Source organism: Pseudomonas sp. ArH3a, assembly GCF_022648765.1.
Taxonomy (GTDB): domain Bacteria; phylum Pseudomonadota; class Gammaproteobacteria; order Pseudomonadales; family Pseudomonadaceae; genus Aquipseudomonas.
This window is the reverse complement of sequence record NZ_CP080330.1, coordinates 4909041-4925665: the sequence shown is the minus strand read 5'-3', so window position 1 is coordinate 4925665 and position 16625 is coordinate 4909041. Positions and strand designations below refer to the sequence as shown.

General features: G+C 60.2%; 17 protein-coding genes. 10 read left to right on the top strand and 7 right to left on the bottom strand.

Annotation, left to right across the window (positions count from 1 at the left end; translation table 11 throughout):
- Positions 1–17 precede the first annotated feature (17 nt).
- From K0P33_RS22485 to K0P33_RS22475, 3 genes are all read left to right on the top strand, one after another.
- Positions 18–1181 (top strand): MFS transporter, encoded by a 1164-nt coding sequence (locus K0P33_RS22485; RefSeq protein ID WP_242151516.1) that lies wholly within the window; start codon positions 18–20, stop codon positions 1179–1181.
- Positions 1178–1708 (top strand): acireductone dioxygenase, encoded by a 531-nt coding sequence (locus K0P33_RS22480; protein WP_094951441.1) that lies wholly within the window; start codon positions 1178–1180, stop codon positions 1706–1708. The genes K0P33_RS22485 and K0P33_RS22480 overlap by 4 nt, the downstream gene beginning before the upstream one ends.
- A 212-nt stretch (positions 1709–1920) precedes the next feature.
- On the top strand, positions 1921–2190 hold the full coding sequence (locus K0P33_RS22475) for a helix-turn-helix transcriptional regulator (RefSeq protein ID WP_094951440.1): 270 nt from the start codon (positions 1921–1923) through the stop codon (positions 2188–2190).
- Positions 2191–2253: 63 nt separating this feature from the next.
- On the opposite strand, the gene K0P33_RS22470 is transcribed toward K0P33_RS22475, so the two are convergent.
- Positions 2254–2532 carry a DUF3509 domain-containing protein gene (locus K0P33_RS22470; RefSeq protein WP_048721059.1) on the bottom strand — a complete coding sequence of 93 codons (279 nt, stop codon included), beginning with the start codon at positions 2530–2532 and terminating at the stop codon, positions 2254–2256.
- Between the two features lie 96 nt (positions 2533–2628).
- Positions 2629–2853 (bottom strand): hypothetical protein, encoded by a 225-nt coding sequence (locus K0P33_RS22465; protein ID WP_242151513.1) that lies wholly within the window; start codon positions 2851–2853, stop codon positions 2629–2631.
- 75 nt (positions 2854–2928) lie between these two features.
- Between K0P33_RS22465 and K0P33_RS22460 the strand changes: the two genes are divergently transcribed.
- From K0P33_RS22460 to K0P33_RS22440, 5 genes are all read left to right on the top strand, one after another.
- Complete coding sequence (locus K0P33_RS22460; protein WP_094951438.1) at positions 2929–4755, top strand: long-chain-acyl-CoA synthetase; 1827 nt, start codon at positions 2929–2931, stop codon at positions 4753–4755.
- Between the two features lie 155 nt (positions 4756–4910).
- Positions 4911–5426 carry an ankyrin repeat domain-containing protein gene (locus K0P33_RS22455; RefSeq protein ID WP_242151510.1) on the top strand — a complete coding sequence of 172 codons (516 nt, stop codon included), beginning with the start codon at positions 4911–4913 and terminating at the stop codon, positions 5424–5426.
- Positions 5427–5467: 41 nt separating this feature from the next.
- Positions 5468–5998: a hypothetical protein gene (locus tag K0P33_RS22450; RefSeq protein WP_094951436.1), complete on the top strand. Its 531-nt coding sequence runs from the start codon at positions 5468–5470 to the stop codon at positions 5996–5998.
- 67 nt (positions 5999–6065) lie between these two features.
- A complete protein-coding gene (locus K0P33_RS22445) occupies positions 6066–6257 on the top strand; it encodes a PLDc N-terminal domain-containing protein (protein ID WP_003192770.1) in 192 nt (63 codons plus the stop codon).
- A 417-nt stretch (positions 6258–6674) separates the two neighbouring features.
- Positions 6675–8762, top strand: a complete 2088-nt coding sequence (locus K0P33_RS22440) for an LTA synthase family protein (protein WP_094951434.1) — start codon at positions 6675–6677, stop codon at positions 8760–8762.
- A 53-nt stretch (positions 8763–8815) separates the two neighbouring features.
- Here the strand turns inward: K0P33_RS22440 and K0P33_RS22435 are convergent, their stop codons facing one another.
- Positions 8816–8968, bottom strand: coding sequence for a DUF3309 family protein (locus K0P33_RS22435; RefSeq protein WP_015885095.1), 153 nt, complete (start codon positions 8966–8968; stop codon positions 8816–8818).
- A gap of 328 nt (positions 8969–9296) precedes the next feature.
- On the opposite strand from K0P33_RS22435, the gene K0P33_RS22430 reads away from it, so the two are divergent.
- Complete coding sequence (locus K0P33_RS22430; protein ID WP_242151507.1) at positions 9297–10112, top strand: SDR family oxidoreductase; 816 nt, start codon at positions 9297–9299, stop codon at positions 10110–10112.
- Between the two features lie 1071 nt (positions 10113–11183).
- Positions 11184–11375: a carbon storage regulator CsrA gene (csrA, locus tag K0P33_RS22425; protein ID WP_094953534.1), complete on the top strand. Its 192-nt coding sequence runs from the start codon at positions 11184–11186 to the stop codon at positions 11373–11375.
- Between the two features lie 7 nt (positions 11376–11382).
- Here the strand turns inward: csrA and K0P33_RS22420 are convergent, their stop codons facing one another.
- The 4 genes from K0P33_RS22420 to K0P33_RS22405 form a co-directional block, all read right to left on the bottom strand.
- Positions 11383–11610, bottom strand: coding sequence for a YheU family protein (locus K0P33_RS22420; protein ID WP_053257215.1), 228 nt, complete (start codon positions 11608–11610; stop codon positions 11383–11385).
- A gap of 74 nt (positions 11611–11684) precedes the next feature.
- A complete protein-coding gene (locus tag K0P33_RS22415; protein ID WP_094953533.1) occupies positions 11685–12869 on the bottom strand; it encodes an osmoprotectant NAGGN system M42 family peptidase in 1185 nt (394 codons plus the stop codon).
- A gap of 174 nt (positions 12870–13043) precedes the next feature.
- A complete protein-coding gene (ngg, locus tag K0P33_RS22410) occupies positions 13044–14789 on the bottom strand; it encodes an N-acetylglutaminylglutamine synthetase (protein WP_242151504.1) in 1746 nt (581 codons plus the stop codon).
- A 3-nt stretch (positions 14790–14792) separates the two neighbouring features.
- Positions 14793–16565 (bottom strand): N-acetylglutaminylglutamine amidotransferase, encoded by a 1773-nt coding sequence (locus tag K0P33_RS22405; RefSeq protein ID WP_094953531.1) that lies wholly within the window; start codon positions 16563–16565, stop codon positions 14793–14795.
- Positions 16566–16625 lie beyond the last annotated feature (60 nt).

The window sequence follows — 16625 nt, the reverse complement described above, 5'->3', positions numbered from 1 at the left end:
AAGCAGCCCCTTACCGCATGACCCAAGCCCTCCCGTACTGGCGCCTCTCCAGCTTCTACCTCTTCTACTTCGCCCTGCTCGGGGCGACGGCGCCGTTCCTGGCGCTGTATTTCGATCACTTGGGGTTCTCCAGCGCGCGCATTGGCGAGCTGGTGGCCATCCCCATGCTGATGCGCTGCGTGGCGCCAAACCTGTGGGGCTGGCTCGGCGACTATACCGGTCGGCGGCTGGCCATCGTGCGCTTTGGCGCGGTGTGCACCCTGGCCAGCTTCTCACTGATCTTCGTGAGCAAGACCTACGCTTGGCTGGCCCTGGTGATGGCGCTGCACGCATTCTTCTGGCACGCCGTGTTGCCGCAGTTTGAAGTGATCACCCTGGCTCACCTGCAAAAGCAAACCTCACGCTACAGCCAGATCCGCCTGTGGGGCTCCATCGGGTTCATCCTCACTGTGGTGATCATGGGGCGCCTGTTCGATTGGCTGAGCCTGGACATTTATCCGGTGGTGGTCGTGGTGATCATGGCCGGTATCATCGGCGCCAGCCTGTGGGTGCCCAACGCGCAGCCTGTTACCCACGGCAATCGCCTGGCCGGTGCCGGTTTTCTCAAGCAATTGCGCAGCCCCGGCGTTCTGGCGTTTTATGCCTGCGTGGCGCTGATGCAAATGAGCCACGGCCCGTATTACACCTTCATCACCCTGCACCTGGAACACCTGGGCTACAGCCGTGGCGTGATCGGCATGCTCTGGGCCATCGGGGTGGTGGCGGAGGTGCTGATGTTCCTAGCCATGAGCCGCATCCTCACACGCTTTTCGGTGCGTCGGGTGCTGCTGGCCAGTTTCCTGCTGGCGGCCGTACGCTGGTTGCTGTTGGGCTCATTCGCCGAATTTTTCTGGGTGCTGCTGCTGGCGCAAGTGATGCACGCGGCCACCTTCGGCAGCTTCCACGCGGCGGCGATTGCCTTTGTTCAACGCAGCTTCGGTGATCGCCAGCAAGGCCAGGGCCAGGCGCTGTATGCCGCGTTGGCCGGCACCGGTGGCGCGGTGGGCGCGCTGTATGCCGGCTATAGCTGGAACCTGCTGGGCCCGACCCTGACCTTCAGCATCGCCAGCGTCGCGGCGCTGGCCGCCGCCATTATCATTGGCCTTCGATTGCAAGAGCCGAATAAAGGAGACGAGCAATGAGTTATGTCGCTGTTTACCACGTTGCTACACCCGATACCCCGAACAAGGTCCTGACCCACTTCGACGATATCGCCAAGACCCTGGCCGAACACGGCGTACGCTTTGAGCGCTGGCAACCTAGCCCTATCGAGAAGGGCGCCAGCAATGCTGAAATGATCGCTGCATACCAACCGCAGATCGATAGCCTTGGCTACGCGGCTGTGGAGGTGCTCAGCGTGAGCGGCGAGCATCCGCAGAAAGCCGAGCTGCGTGCGCAGTTCCTCGATGAGCGCCGCTACAGCGAAGACGAAGTGCGTTTCTTCATCGCGGGCCAAGGCCTGTTCAGCGTGCACGTGGGCGACTACGTATACGCGGTGCGCTGTGAGAAAAATGACCTGCTGGTGATTCCGGCCGGTATGCCGCATTGGTTCGACATGGGTGAGAATCCACACTTTGTAACCCTGCGTTTGTTCAACACCGCCCAAGGCCGGGTACCTGAGTTTACCGGCGCTGATATTACCGGTGGTTTTCCAGGCCTGGACGACTAAGCACAAGTATTTAACTGTTCAACTCAGGCGAGTTGGAAGTTGTTGTAGGAATAAGCCTAATTTCCTGTAGGGCGTAGCTGTTTATGCTGCGCCTTGTGCTTTCATCCCATTCGTTATGTAACTCTCTCTTTCGTTTTTGATGTTTGCGCCACCTGTCAATAGGAGCAATCCGAATGATGGCAGGGCATCCGCTAATACAAGGAGAGAGATCAATGAGTGGCCCAGAGGAGTCGTGTCGTACGCTGGTTACCGTGCCCGTGGTGGTTAGAAGGCGGCTGAGCTTAGGCGGCAAGCCTCTCACGCCGACTGAGCTGGAAATCCTGCGCTGGGCCTCGGAGGGCAAGACCGTCTGGGAAATCAGCCAGATTCGCGCCACCTCCGAAGCCACGGTCAAATTCCATCTGCGTAACATCTACGGCAAGTTGGAAGTCACCAATCGCGTACAGGCGATGAATGAGGCTACCCGCCAGGGTCTGTGCTGACACGCCATAAAAAAAGGGCCGCGACGCTTAATGGCGTCGCGGCCCTTTTTGCACAGCAGTTGCTTAGGCCGAATGGTAAGTCGGCAACGCAAAGCGGTTCTGGCTTTGCAGCATCGAAATTTGCGGCAGGTCGCTGGCTTGTTCGGCCAGGTCGCGGCGGATGGCGCTGATCACCCACGTCAGTTGGTCGGCGGTGTGCAGCTGTTGATACGAAATCGAGCGCTTGACCTGTTTGCCTTCGCTGTTGCGCAGGGTCAACAGGATGCCGCCGTCTGGGCGTGGCTGAGTGGTGACGTCGTATTGGGAGAATACAGAAGCGAATTTATCTTGGATCAGGCTCATGTCTATCAGCTCCGTTGGCTCAAGTTGGCAAGCGTGGAGTGATAGGTGCAGTGATTGTGCCAGTATTCGTATTTGTAAAAAATCGTTATAAAACAATCACTTAAAAAATATCCTTATTTTCAGTTTCGTGCAAATTGCATGAATGGCCATCGTGCATCCTGCATTTTGCGCTATCGAGGCCGACCGTTTCAGGTCGCCCTTACTCATAATGACTGCCCAGAGGCCGCACAATTCCATTTTTGTGGCGGCGCTGCCCTGGGATACAAAACTTTTCAAATCCTGCGTGTACAGCCAAAGAACGGCAGGCGTATTTTCCTGCAAGGCGCTCGGCCTCCTGGCGACAGGATTGCCGGTGTTCCTGGCTCATACGAAGAATAAGAAAAAGGACGTTCCGCCATGACCCATCCGCAAGACGACATGATCACCTGGGGCAAGATGCTGCGTAAGGTGCCCGCGATTGTTCGAGCCCTGCCACGCGTGGTACGCGGCATGCGCGCCGCGAATGTCACCGACCCCCAGCAACCCTGCGGCCTGGGTTGGCACTTCGAACAGGCCACCCTGCGCAACCCTGACGGCGCGGCGTTGTTGTACGCCGACAGGGTGCTCAGTTACCGCGAAGCCAACCAGTGTGCCAACCGTATTGCCCATCACCTGCACGCGCAGGGCATCGGCAAGGGTGATGTGGTCGCGCTGTTTATCGAAAACCGTCCCGAATTGCTGCTCAACGTATTGGCCGTGGCCAAGCTGGGCGGCATCTGCGCCATGCTCAATACCTCGCAAACCCAGGCGGCGCTGGTGCACAGCCTGAACCTGGTCAGCCCGGTGGCGATTGTGGTGGGTGCGGAGTTGGTGGCTGCCTACGCTGCGGTGCGCGATCAAGTGGCGATCACTGCGCAAAGAACCTGGTTTGTCGCCGACCAGCAGTCAAGCACAGTGCCCGATGGCTATATCGACCTGATGGCCGCCGTTGCCGAATGCCCGGTGGACAACCCCGCCAGCACCGGGCAAATCTTCTTCAACGACCCGTGCTTCTATATCTACACCTCCGGCACCACGGGCTTGCCCAAGGCCGGCATCATGAAGCACGGGCGCTGGACTAAAACCGCCGTGAGCTTCGGCAGCATCGCCCTGGACATGGGCCCCGAAGACATCCTGTATTGCACCTTGCCGCTGTACCACGCCACTGGCCTGTGCGTGTGCTGGGGTTCGGCGATTGTCGGGGCGTCGGGGTTCGCCATCCGGCGTAAATTCAGCGCCAGCCAGTTCTGGGACGATGCGCGCAGATTCAACGCAACCACCCTGGGTTATGTCGGTGAGTTGTGCCGCTACCTGCTCGACCAGCCCGCCAGCGCGCAGGATCTCGATAACCGCGTGACCAAGATGGTCGGTAACGGCCTGCGCCCCGGCGTCTGGGCCCAGTTCAAGCAACGCTATGGCGTTGAACACATCTGCGAACTGTATGCCGCCAGCGACGGCAATATCGGTTTCACCAATGTGTTGAATTTCGACAACACCATCGGCTTCTGCCTGCAGCACTGGGCACTGGTGGACTACTCCCACGAAGCGGGTGAGCCGGTCCGTGGCAGCGACGGTTTCATGCGCAAGGTGCAAACGGGCGGGCAGGGGTTGCTGCTGGCCAGGATCGATGAAAAATCGCCGTTCGACGGCTACACCGACCCGGAAAAGAACCGCAAGGTAGTCCTCAGCGACGTGTTCGAGAAGGGCGACCGCTACTTCAATACCGGCGACTTGTTGCGCAGTATCGGCTTCGGCCATGCGCAATTTGTAGACCGCCTTGGCGACACCTACCGTTGGAAGGGCGAAAACGTCTCCACCACCGAAGTGGAGAATGTGCTGTTGCAACACCCGCAGATCGCCGAAGTGGTGGCCTACGGTGTCGAGATCGAAAACACCAATGGCCGCGCCGGCATGGTCGCCATCACCCCAAGTGAGTCCCTGGCCTCCCTGGATATGCGTGAATTGCTGCAGTTCGCTCACGGCCAACTTCCGCCTTACGCGGTGCCGTTGTTCCTGCGGATCAAGGTGAAGATGGAAACCACCGGCACCTTCAAGTACCAGAAAGTGCGGCTCAAGGAGGAGGCCTTCGACCCGGACAAAGCGGGTAATGACCCGGTGTATGCGTGGCTGCCGGGGTCGGACTGCTATGTACCGGTGACCGGCCAATTGTTGGCGCAGATTCAGGGCGGGCACTTTCGTTATTAAGAGCAGCGTTATTAAGAACAGCGTTATTAAAAGCAGCGCTATTGATTGTGCCTATGGCGGCTTTTGGTAAAAAAGCCATGACAGTGGGGAACTCCATCGCGACACTGGGCGCCTATTCTTTATTCCAGAAGCAGCACCCAGTTAAGGAGCCCCACATGTCAGACCAGCCTAAACAAATGACCGAAGTCGAAGCCGCTGAATTTGCCGAGCAAGTCTTCGACGTGGCGCGCAAAGGCGATGCCGCCATGCTCGCCGCACTGCTGGCCAAAGGCTTGCCACCCAACCTGCGCAACCACAATGGCGACACCTTGCTGATGCTCGCGGCCTATCACGGCCACGCTGACGCGGTAAAAGTACTGCTGGAATTCAAGGCTGACCCGCAAATCGCCAACGACAAGAACCAACTGCCAATGGCTGGTGCGGCGTTCAAAGGCAACCTGCCGGTGGTTAAGGCGCTGATCGACGGCGGCGCGCCGGTAGACGCGGCCTCCTCGGACGGCCGTACGGCGTTGATGATGGCGGCGATGTTCAACCGTGTCGACATGGTCGACTACCTGCTCGGCCAAGGCGCCAACCCCAAGGCCACTGATGCCCAGGGCGCGACTGCACTGGCGGCGGCTCAGACCATGGGCGCGGTGGATACGACGGCGCAGTTGCAGAAACTGGTGTAGGCTACGCGCCCTCAAAAACCAGCTCGCCACAGGATCACCCCATGAAAACCGCCCTCGTCGAACTCATCAGCAAAATCAGCGCCGGCGTCATGGGCGAGGACGAAGTAGCGCGCATCGCCGAGGAAGCGGCCCAGGCCTACGCCGACCCTGCAGCCTTTCTGGCAGCCAACCCGGATATCAACTACGACGACAGCTTCCCGATTGCGCTGGGAGAGTGGGTCGTAGTCGGTAGCCTACCGGAGACCGTGCTGTTCCAGGCCGACACCTATGCCGACCTGTTCGCGCAGATCGTCGCGTCGTTTGGCCCGGGCGTAGCGTTCAATCTCAAGCCCAAGCAGTTGGCCAAGACCGAAGACCTCACTGCGCTGAACCGCATCCAGATCCAGATGAGTGCCTTAAGCCCCGAAGATGGCGGTTACGTGTTGCTCAACTTCAGCCAATTGCTGGACGACGAAATCCAGGCGGTGCTGGTCTACGGCAACGACCTGCCGCGTGTGCTGCAACTGTGCGCTGAAGTCGGCATCAAGGCCGAGCCGTCCCTGGAAGCGCTGCGCGTCGCCTTACACGTCTGAAATAAAACGGAACCCCTGCCAGGGCTGACTATCCTACAAGTGCATGCCCTCACTTAGGAGCGACACCATGGGTTCCACTTTTAATAGCCTGATTGGCCTGATCATCCTGGCGTTGGATATCTGGGCGATCATCAACGTGTTCAAAAGCGGCGCAAGCACCGGGGCCAAGGTGCTGTGGATTCTGCTGATCCTGCTGTTGCCGGTGCTGGGCCTGATCATCTGGGCAATCGCCGGGCCACGGGGCAACGTGCGGATCTGACGCCACCAGCGCTCACTCTTATCCTGAGTGGGCACAGTAAATGTGGGAGTGGGCTTGCCCGCGATAGCGGTTTATCAGCCACAGTTCTGCTGGCTGACATACAGCTATCGCGGGCATGCCCGCTCCCACATTGGTTTTTAGCGTATTTAAAGTTTTATGTGTCGAAAGTATTCGCTGCACGAAATTTTCACATCTTTTCCAAGACAATTCTCCGGCTTTATGACGCTGCCACGGCTCTATCTCGAGTGCCGTTAAAGGCGCAAGGGCGGCGCACGTTCAGTAATTAATAGCGTTGCTGCCATTGATCGGGCACCATTTGCGCCACCGCGTTAACCGCCTACCCCAGCCAGCCTGGGCGAGGGACGGACGCCACTGCATTTTTTCGTAACTTAAACTTCCAATGGGTCCTGAAACGACATGGCAAACCCGGACGCCCTGAGTCAGCAGCGAGCTTCTAATCGCCTGCTGCAACCGACCGTCAAATCCCATCTGGCGTACACACTGCTCTGCGCACTGGTCATGATGGTGATGTTCTCCCTGCTGCGCCTGGCGCTGCTGGCCTATAACCGCGAGATGATCCTCGACACGCCTGCCTCGACCTTCCTGGAAGCGTTCGTCAACGGCACGCGCTTCGACATACGCTTTGTGATGTACGCGCTGGTCCCGCTGCTGCTGGCGTTGTTCAGCGTAAGGGCCATGGCGGCGCGCGGGTTCTTCCGTTTGTGGCTGACCGTGGTGTCCAGCATTGCCCTGTTCCTGGGCTTGATGGAAATGGACTTCTACCGCGAGTTCCACCAGCGCCTCAACGGCCTGGTCTTCCAGTACGTGAAGGAAGACCCGAAAACCGTGATGAGCATGCTCTGGTACGGTTTCCCGGTGGTGCGCTACCTGCTGGCCTGGGCCGTGGGCACACTGATCCTGAGCATCGCCTTCAAAGGCGCCGACCGTGCGACGCGCCCACGTGGCCCGTTCAGCGGCGGCAGCATCGGCACCCGCCAAGTGGCGCCGTGGTACAACCGCATCGCGGTGTTCGTGGTCTGCCTGTTGATCGCCGTGGTCGCCATCCGTGGCACCCTGCGCCAGGGCCCGCCGCTGCGTTGGGGTGATGTCTACACCACCGAATCGAACTTCGCCAACCAACTGGGCTTGAACGGCACCTTGTCGCTGATCGCCGCGGCCAAGTCGCGTTTCTCCGAGGAGCGTTCCAACATCTGGAAGGCCACCCTCGATCAGCCGCTGGCTACCCAAACCGTGCGTGACATGCTGGTGCTACCGCAAGAGAAGCTGGTGGATACCGACACCGCAGCGGTGCGCCGTGACTACACGCCACCGGCCGAGAAGACCCTGCCGATCAAGAACGTTGTAGTGATCCTGATGGAAAGCTTCGCCGGTCACTCGGTCGGTGCGCTGGGCCGCCCAGGCAACATCACGCCGTACTTCGATAAGTTGTCCAAAGAAGGCTTGCTGTTCGACCGCTTCTTCTCCAACGGCACCCACACCCACCAGGGTATGTTCGCCACCATGGCCTGCTTCCCGAACCTGCCGGGCTTCGAATACCTGATGCAGACCCCGGAAGGCAGCCACAATCTGTCGGGCCTGCCGCAGTTGCTCAGCGCGCGCAAGTTTGACGACGTGTATGTCTACAACGGCGATTTCGCCTGGGACAACCAGTCGGGCTTCTTCAGCAACCAGGGCATGACCAACTTCATCGGGCGTAATGACTTCGTCAACCCGGTGTTCTCCGACCCGACGTGGGGGGTGTCCGACCAGGACATGTTCACCCGTGGCCTGGAAGAGTTGAAAGCCCGCGAAGGCGGCAAGCCGTTCTACGCGCTGCTGCAAACCCTGTCCAACCACACGCCGTACGCATTGCCGACGCCATTGCCGGTAGAGAAAGTCACCGACCGTGGCAGCCTCAACGAGCATTTGACGGCCATGCGTTACTCCGACTGGGCCCTGGGCCAGTTCTTTGAAAAGGCTCGTAAAGAGCCGTACTTCAAAGAAACCCTGTTCGTGATCGTGGGTGACCACGGCTTCGGCAACGAACAGCAGATCACCGAAATGGACCTGGGCCGCTTCAACGTGCCGATGCTGATGATTGCACCGGGCATGCAGGAGAAGTTCGGCGAGCGTGACCACACCGTGGGCACCCAGATCGACATCGTGCCGACCATCATGGGCCGCCTCGGTGGCGACACCCTGCACCAGTGCTGGGGCCGTGACCTGCTGAACCTGCCGGAAGGCGACAAGGGCTTTGGCGTGATCAAGCCGTCGGGCAGCGACCAGACGGTGGCCTTGGTCACCGCAGACCGTATCCTGGTACTGCCAAAGGAAATGCCACCCAAACTGTGGGAATACGAACTGGGCGCTAACCCGACCGGTAAAGTGATCCCTGAATCGCCGGACGAAGCGGCGCTGAAGCAGAAACTCGAATCGTTCCTGCAGACAGCGACCAAGAGCTTGTTGGATAACACCGCCGGTGTTATCGACGGTAAGCCGGACTAATTTAACGGCAATAAAAAAGAGGCCTCAATGAGGCCTCTTTTTTTGTCCGGTGTTTATATCCGACCGAGCAACAACAGCACCAGCAGGACGACCAGGACAACGCCCAGAATACCCGACGGGCCATAGCCCCAGTTACGAGAGTGCGGGAATACTGGCAGGCCGCCTACCAGCAATAGGATCAGGATAATGATCAGAATGAGGCTCATAGTTTTTTTCCTTATAGGCCTTCTGCAAAGACCGGTTATTAAACGCTAGGCCGTCATCTTAATACAGACGCCTTATTAACTCCGACTGTACCGGTCGGCAGAAAATTCCCTGGTTTTTTAAAGCGTTTTGCAAACTTGCTTATTTCTTTTAATGCGTTCGCAAATACGCCGTATTAGTTGAAAAAGATTGAACTTACGCTATACGTAGCTCTCCCACCCGGCCCCAGGTTTGCCCGAGGCATTCATCAATTGGATGGTGCGTGGGTGTGGGAAAAACCTTCGCTACACTGCCGATCACTTCTTCCGTGAACCACAAGGCTACTTTCCTATGCAAAATCGCATGATGATCACCGGCGCCGGGTCCGGCCTGGGTCGCGAAATCGCGCTGCGCTGGGCCCGTGAGGGCTGGCAGTTGGCCTTGTCGGATGTCAGTGAGCCTGGCTTGCAGGAAACCCTCAGGCTGGTGCGCGAGGCGGGTGGCGATGGGTTTATCCAGCGTTGTGATGTGCGCGATTACAGCCAGCTCACCGCGTTTGCCCAGGCCTGCGAGGTCAAGCTGGATGGGGTTGATGTGATCGTCAACAATGCCGGCGTCGCCTCGGGTGGTTTTTTCGCCGAGTTGTCTCTGGAGGATTGGGACTGGCAGATCGCGATCAATCTGATGGGCGTGGTCAAGGGCTGCAAGGCGTTTCTGCCGCTGTTGGAGAAGAGCAAGGGCCGGATCATCAACATCGCCTCAATGGCAGCACTGATGCAGGGGCCGGCGATGAGCAACTACAACGTGGCCAAGGCGGGTGTGGTGGCGTTGTCGGAGAGTTTGCTGGTGGAACTCAAGCAGCAGGAAGTGGGTGTGCATGTGGTGTGCCCGTCGTTTTTCCAGACCAACTTGCTGGATTCGTTTCGCGGGCCTACCCCGGCGATGAAGGCGCAGGTGGGTAAGTTGCTCGAGAGTTCGCCGATTTCGGCGGCGGACATTGCTGACTATATTTACCAGCGGGTGGCGGAGGGGGAGTTTATGATTCTGCCGCATGAGCAGGGGCGTATGGCTTGGGCGTTGAAGCAGAAGAACCCGCAGTTGCTGTATGACGAGATGGCTTCGATGGCGGATAAGATGCGGGCTAAGGCGCAGGCGGTTAGGGGGTGAGGTTTTGGTGGGGGGCATATCCGTTGCTGCGGTAACGGCGGCTATTGGTTCCGCCCTTACGGCGGGTCACTTTTGGAAAAGAGCCCCAAAAGTAACCAAAAGGGCTCTTGCCCCACCACTCGGTGCCTCGCCTAGGCTCGGCATGCCCTCACTCCGGCTTGAATCCGTGGGCCGCCGCCATGGGCCATCCTTGGCCCATCGCGGCTAACCCGGCGTCCTGCCGGGTTACCCACGGATTCAAGCCTGCGTTCGGCCATCGTGGTTAACGGGGCGCCTCAGATCAAGATCAAGATCAAGATCAAGATCAAGATCAAGATCAAGATCAAAAGCAAGAGCACGGCGGCCTAGTAGCCGACCTGAGTGGTTGAAGCAAAAGCAGGGCAAAAGCACAGCAAAAGCACAGCAGAAGCAGATCTGCTTTTCTGTGGGAGCTGGCTTGCCTGCGATGCAGACACCTCGGTGTATCAGGTACACAGAGTTGATGCCATCGCAGGCAAGCCAGCTCCCACATTAGATTGAGTTCAGCCTCCAAGATCAGGTCGGCTAGCAGGCCGCCTCAGCCGTGCTTTTGATCTAACCACTCAGGTCGGCTACTAGGCCGCCGTGCTCTTGCTTTTGATCTTGATCTTGATCTTGATCTTGATCTTGATCTTGATCTGAGGCGCCCCGTTAACCACGATGGCCGAACGCAGGCTTGAATCCGTGGGTAACCCGGCAGGACGCCGGGTTAGCCGCGATGGGCCAAGGATGGCCCATGGCGGCGGCCCCCGCTCCAAAGCCGGAGTGAGGGCACACCGAGCCTAGGCGAGGTGCCGAGTGGTGGGGCAAGAGCCCTTTTGGTTACTTTTGGGGCTCTTTTCCAAAAGTGACCCGCCGTAAGGGCGGAACCCTAAGCCGCCGTTACCGCAGCAACGGATATGTACTCAACAACCCCAACCCCCCTAATCAACCCATGTCTGTCAGGCAAATTACCTATAAATGTAGGCCCCGTCTGATTTAACGGCAAGCCATTGTCGCCCCCCACCCAAGCGCGCATGGTCAAGGTCCTGTCACTCCAAAAGGACAACCGCCATGCTGGTCTTAAGCCGCGCCATAGGCGAAATCATCTCTATCGGCGATGACATCACCTTGCACATCCTCGAACTAAACGGCACCCAAGTAAAATTTGGTATCCAGGCTCCAATAGGGGTCAACATACACCGCGCCGAGGTGTATCAGAAAATCCTCGAACGCCAAGCCACACAAGCCCAAACCAACCCGTAAAACACCCTCAATCGAACAGATGCTTGGGCACATCGTGCTTGAGCATCAACTGGCATTGCTCACTGTCAGGGTCGAACACAATCAGCGCCTGGCCCTTGGTCAGCGCCTGTCGCACACGCAATACGCGGGTTTCCAGGGGCGTCTCATCGCCATTGTCCGTGCCGTCGCGGGTCACGAAGTCTTCGATGAGGCGCGTCAGGGTGTCGACTTCAAGTGCGTCGTAGGGAATCAGCATAAAAGCCTCAGAGGTAGAATCCCGGCGATGCTACTGCGCCGGGATCCGTCTTGCCAGTATCCGGTGTGCCCGTGTCAGGACTTCTGGCCCACCAAGCTGTCCACCGACGGCACGCGAGTGTCGCTCTCCATCTGCGTTTCATGCTCGATCTGATGACTGAAGCGGTCCAGCGAACCCTGGGCCGGTTGCGCGTCGCTGGCGAATACCGGCGGGCTGAGGATGTACGCGCCCAACAGGCGACTCAACGCCGCCAGGCTGTCGATGTGCGTGCGCTCGTAACCGTGGGTCGCGTCGCAACCAAACGCCAGCAGCGCGGTGCGAATGTCGTGGCCGGCAGTCACCGCCGAATGCGCGTCGCTGAAGTAATAGCGGAACAGGTCGCGCCGCACTGGCAGGTCATTGTCCGAGGCCAGGCGCAGCAAGTGCCGGGACAGGTGATAGTCATACGGCCCGCCGGAATCCTGCATCGCCACGCTCACGGCGTGCTCGCTGGAGTGCTGGCCGGGTGCGACCGGGGCGATGTCGATGCCAACAAACTCACTCACGTCCCACGGCAGGGCAGCAGCGGCGCCACTGCCGGTTTCTTCGGTGATGGTAAACAGCGGGTGGCAGTCGATCAGCAAGGGTTCGCCGCTGTCGATGATCGCCTTGAGCGCGGCGAGCAGGGCGGCGACACCGGCTTTGTCGTCCAGGTGACGCGCGCTGATATGCCCGCTCTCGGTGAACTCGGGCAGTGGGTCAAAGGCCACGTAGTCACCGATGCTGATGCCTAAGGAATCGCAGTCGGCGCGGGTGGCGCAGTAAGCGTCGAGGCGCAATTCCACGTGGTCCCAACTCACTGGCATTTCATCCACGGCGGTGTTGAAGGCGTGCCCGGAGGCCATCAACGGCAACACGCTGCCACGGATCACGCCGTTGTCGGTAAACAGGCTGACGCGGCTGCCTTCGGCAAAACGGCTGGACCAGCAACCGACCGGAGCGAGGGTCAGGCGGCCGTTGTCTTTGATTGCACGTACGGCGGCGCCGATGGTGTCCAAGTGCGCGGACACTGCACGGTCGGGGCTGTTTTTCTGGCCCTTGAGGGTGGCGCGAATGGTGCCGCGCCGGGTCATCTCAAAGGGGATGCCCAGTTCTTCCAGGCGTTCGGCGACGTAGCGCACGATGGTGTCGGTAAACCCGGTAGGGCTGGGAATGGCGAGCATTTCCAGCAGCACTTTTTGCAGGTAGTTCAGGTCCGGTTCGGGGATGGTTCGAGTCATGGAAACTCCTGATGAGGTGAGGGCATCGATGGTTTCGATGAGGGGAACAGGTCAGCTGGAAATCCATCGCCTGTACTGACCTCATCGCGGGTAAGCCCGGCTCCCACATTGGAGTGCATTCAACTGTGGGAGCCGGGCTTGCCCGCGATAGCGCCGGTGCAGGCGACACATTTCTCAAGCGGTCGGCTGGCTATGCGGAAACAACAAATCCACAAACTTCTCCGCAGTCGGTTGCGGCTCGTGATTGGCCAGGCCGGCCCGTTCGTTGGCTTCGATAAACACATACTCGGGTTGGTCGGCGGCGGGCACCATCAGGTCCAGGCCGACCATGGGAATGTCCAGCGCGCGGGCGGCGCGTACGGCGGCGTCGACCAGGGTCGGGTGCAGAATCGCCGTGACGTCTTCCAGGCAGCCGCCGGTGTGCAGGTTGGCGGTGCGGCGTACCGCCAGGGTTTCGCCACGTGGCAGGATGCTGCTGTAGTCGTAACCGGCGGCATGCAGGGTGCGTTGGGTTTCGGCGTCCAGCGGGATTTTGCTTTCGCCGTCGGTGGCGGCTTGGCGCCGACGGCTTTGGGCTTCGATCAAGGCGCCGATGGAATGCTGGCCGTCGCCGGTCACTTCGGCCGGGCGACGGATGGCGGCGGCGACCACTTCAAAACCGATCACCAGGATGCGCAGGTCGAGGCCTTCGTGAAAACTTTCGAGCAGCACACGGCTGTCGAACTGACGCGCCGCTTCGACAGCTTTCTGCACGTCCTCGATGGTCTGCAGATCCACCGCCACGCCTTGGCCTTGCTCGCCATCGAGCGGCTTGACCACGATGCGCTGGTGTTCGTCGAGGAACTCCAGGTTGTCGTCGGCATTGCCCGCCAATTGCTGCGAGGGCAGGTTCAAACCGGCCGCTTTGAGCACTTTGTGGGTCAGGCTTTTGTCCTGGCACAGGGTCATGCTGATGGCGCTGGTCAGGTCGCTCAGGGATTCACGGCAGCGCACGCGGCGCCCGCCATGGCTGAGGGTAAACAGGCCGGCATCGGCATCATCGACGTGCACATCAATGCCGCGCCGGTGAGCCTCTTCGACAATGATCCGCGCGTATGGGTTGAACCCGGCCTGCGGGCCGGGGCCGAGAAACAGCGGCTGGTTGATGCCGTTCTTGCGCTTGATCGCAAAGGTGGTCAGCGCGCGAAAACCCAGCTTGGCGTAGAGGCTCTTGGCCTGGCGGTTATCGTGCAACACCGACAGGTCGAGGTAGCTCAGTCCACGGCTCATAAAGTGCTCCACCAAGTGGCGCACCAGCACCTCGCCCACGCCAGGGCGCGTGCACTGTGGGTCGACGGCCAGGCACCACAGGCTGCAACCGTTTTCCGGGTCGTGAAAGGCTTTTTGATGATTGAGGCCCATCACGCCGCCGATCACCGCGCCGCTGTCTTCGTCCTCGGCCAGCCAATACACCGGGCCACCTTGATGGCGCGGGGTCAGGCGCTCGGCGTCGACCGGCAGCATGCCGCGGCCTTGATACAGCTGGTTGACTGCCGCCCAATCGGCTTCAGTTTGCACCCGGCGAATACGAAAGCCGCGAAACACGCGGGTGGCGGGCCGATAGTCGCTGAACCACAGGCGCAACGTGTCGGACGGGTCCAGGAACAGCTGCTGCGGATCAATCCCGAGGATCTGCTGGGGCGCGGCCACGTACAGCGCGATGTCGCGTTCGCCAGGCTGCTCATGCAGCAGTTCCTGAGCCAGGCTCGCCGGGTCCGCAAACGTGTGGCCGATCAACAACCGGCCCCAGCCGCAATGCACGGCAATCGGTTCGGCGCCCAGCGGGCTGCCATCTTCCGCCAGGCGGGCTTGCAGGCGCTCGTAGGTCGGCGCCTGGCCCTTGAGCAAGCGTTGGCTGTAAGCCGCTGCGAGAGGTTTCATCAATCAGATTCCTTGTTCGCTGAGCCACAGGTTCAGCGCCGCCAGTTGCCACAGCTTGGAGCCACGCAGCGGGGTCAGTTGGCCCTGCGGGTCGGTCAACAGGCGGTCAAGCATGGCCGGGTTGAACAGGCCGCGATCCTGGCTCGGGTCCAGCAGCAGTTCTCGCACCCAGTTCAAGGTGTCGCCCTGCAAATGCTTAAGGCCCGGCACCGGGAAGTAGCCTTTCTTGCGGTCGATGACTTCGCTCGGGATGACGCGGCGCGCGGCCTCTTTGAGCACCTGCTTGCCACCGTCGGGCAACTTGAACTTGCCGGGTACGCGGGCCGAGAGTTCGACGAGGCGGTAATCCAGAAACGGCGTGCGCGCTTCCAGGCCCCAGGCCATGGTCATGTTGTCGACGCGTTTGACCGGGTCGTCCACCAGCATCACCGTGCTGTCCAGGCGCAGGGCCTTGTCCACGGCGGCGTCGGCGCCCGGCATGGCGAAATGTTCGCGCACAAAGTCACCGGCGGCGTCATTGGCGGTCAGCCATTTCGGCGCGACGGTGGCGGCGTAATCGTCGTAGCTGCGGTCGAAAAACGCGTCGCGGTAGGCGGCATACGGGTCGCTGGCGCCGTCCACTTGTGGGTACCAGTGGTAACCGGCGAACAGCTCATCGGCGCCCTGGCCGCTTTGTACCACCTTGCAATGCTTGGCCACTTCCCGCGACAGCAGGTAGAAGGCGATGCAGTCGTGGCTGACCATCGGCTCGCTCATGGCGCGGAATGCCGCCGGCAGTTGCTCGATGATTTCGCTTTCGGCGATGCGCAGTTGGTGGTGACGGGTGCCGTAGTGCTTGGCGATCAGGTCCGAGTACTGGAACTCGTCGCCGCGCTCGCCACCGGCGTCTTCAAAACCGATGGAGAAGGTCGATAAATCCTGCACGCCGACTTCACGCAGCAGGCCGACGAGCATGCTCGAATCGACACCGCCGGACAGCAGCACGCCGACGTCCACGGCGGCACGTTGGCGGATCGCCACGGCTTCGCGGGTGCTGTCGAGCACGCGGTCGGTCCAGTCTTGCAGCGTGAGGTTTTTTTCATCCTCATGGGGGCCGTAGGGCAGGGTCCACCAGGTTTTCTGCTCGGTGTCGCCATGGGCGTCGATGCGCATCCAACTCGCCGGCGGCAGCTTTTCAATGCCCGCCAGCAAGGTGCGCGGCGCCGGTACTACGGCGTGGAAGTTCAGGTAGTGGTTAAGCGCGACCGGGTCGAGGATCGGGTTGATATCGCCGCCCTTGAGCAGTGCCGGCAAGGCCGAGGCGAAGCGCAGGCGCTGGCCGGTACGCGACAGGTACAAAGGCTTCACGCCCAGGCGGTCACGGGCGATAAACAGGCGCTGCGCGTCGCGCTCCCAGATGGCAAACGCGAACATGCCGTTGAGCTTGGGCAGCAGTGCTTCGCCCCAGGCGTGGTAGCCCTTGAGCAGCACTTCGGTGTCGCCGCCGGAATAGAAGGCATAGCCCAGGGCTTCCAGTTCTTGCCGCAATTCCGGGAAGTTATAGATGGCGCCGTTGAACGCCAGCGACAGCCCAAGCTGGGCGTCGACCATCGGCTGGGCCGAGCCGTCCGACAGGTCCATGATTTTCAGGCGCCGGTGGCCCAGGGCAATCGGCCCTTGGGCGTGGAAGCCCCAGGCGTCGGGGCCGCGAGGGGCCAGGTGATGGGTGATGCGCTCAATCGCTGCCAGGTCGGCAGGTTGGGCATCGAAACGTAATTCTCCAGCTAATCCGCACATAAATTCCTTACCGGTTTTTCCGTTGGGGAGGGTCAATACTCAATACGCCCGAAGGGCGCG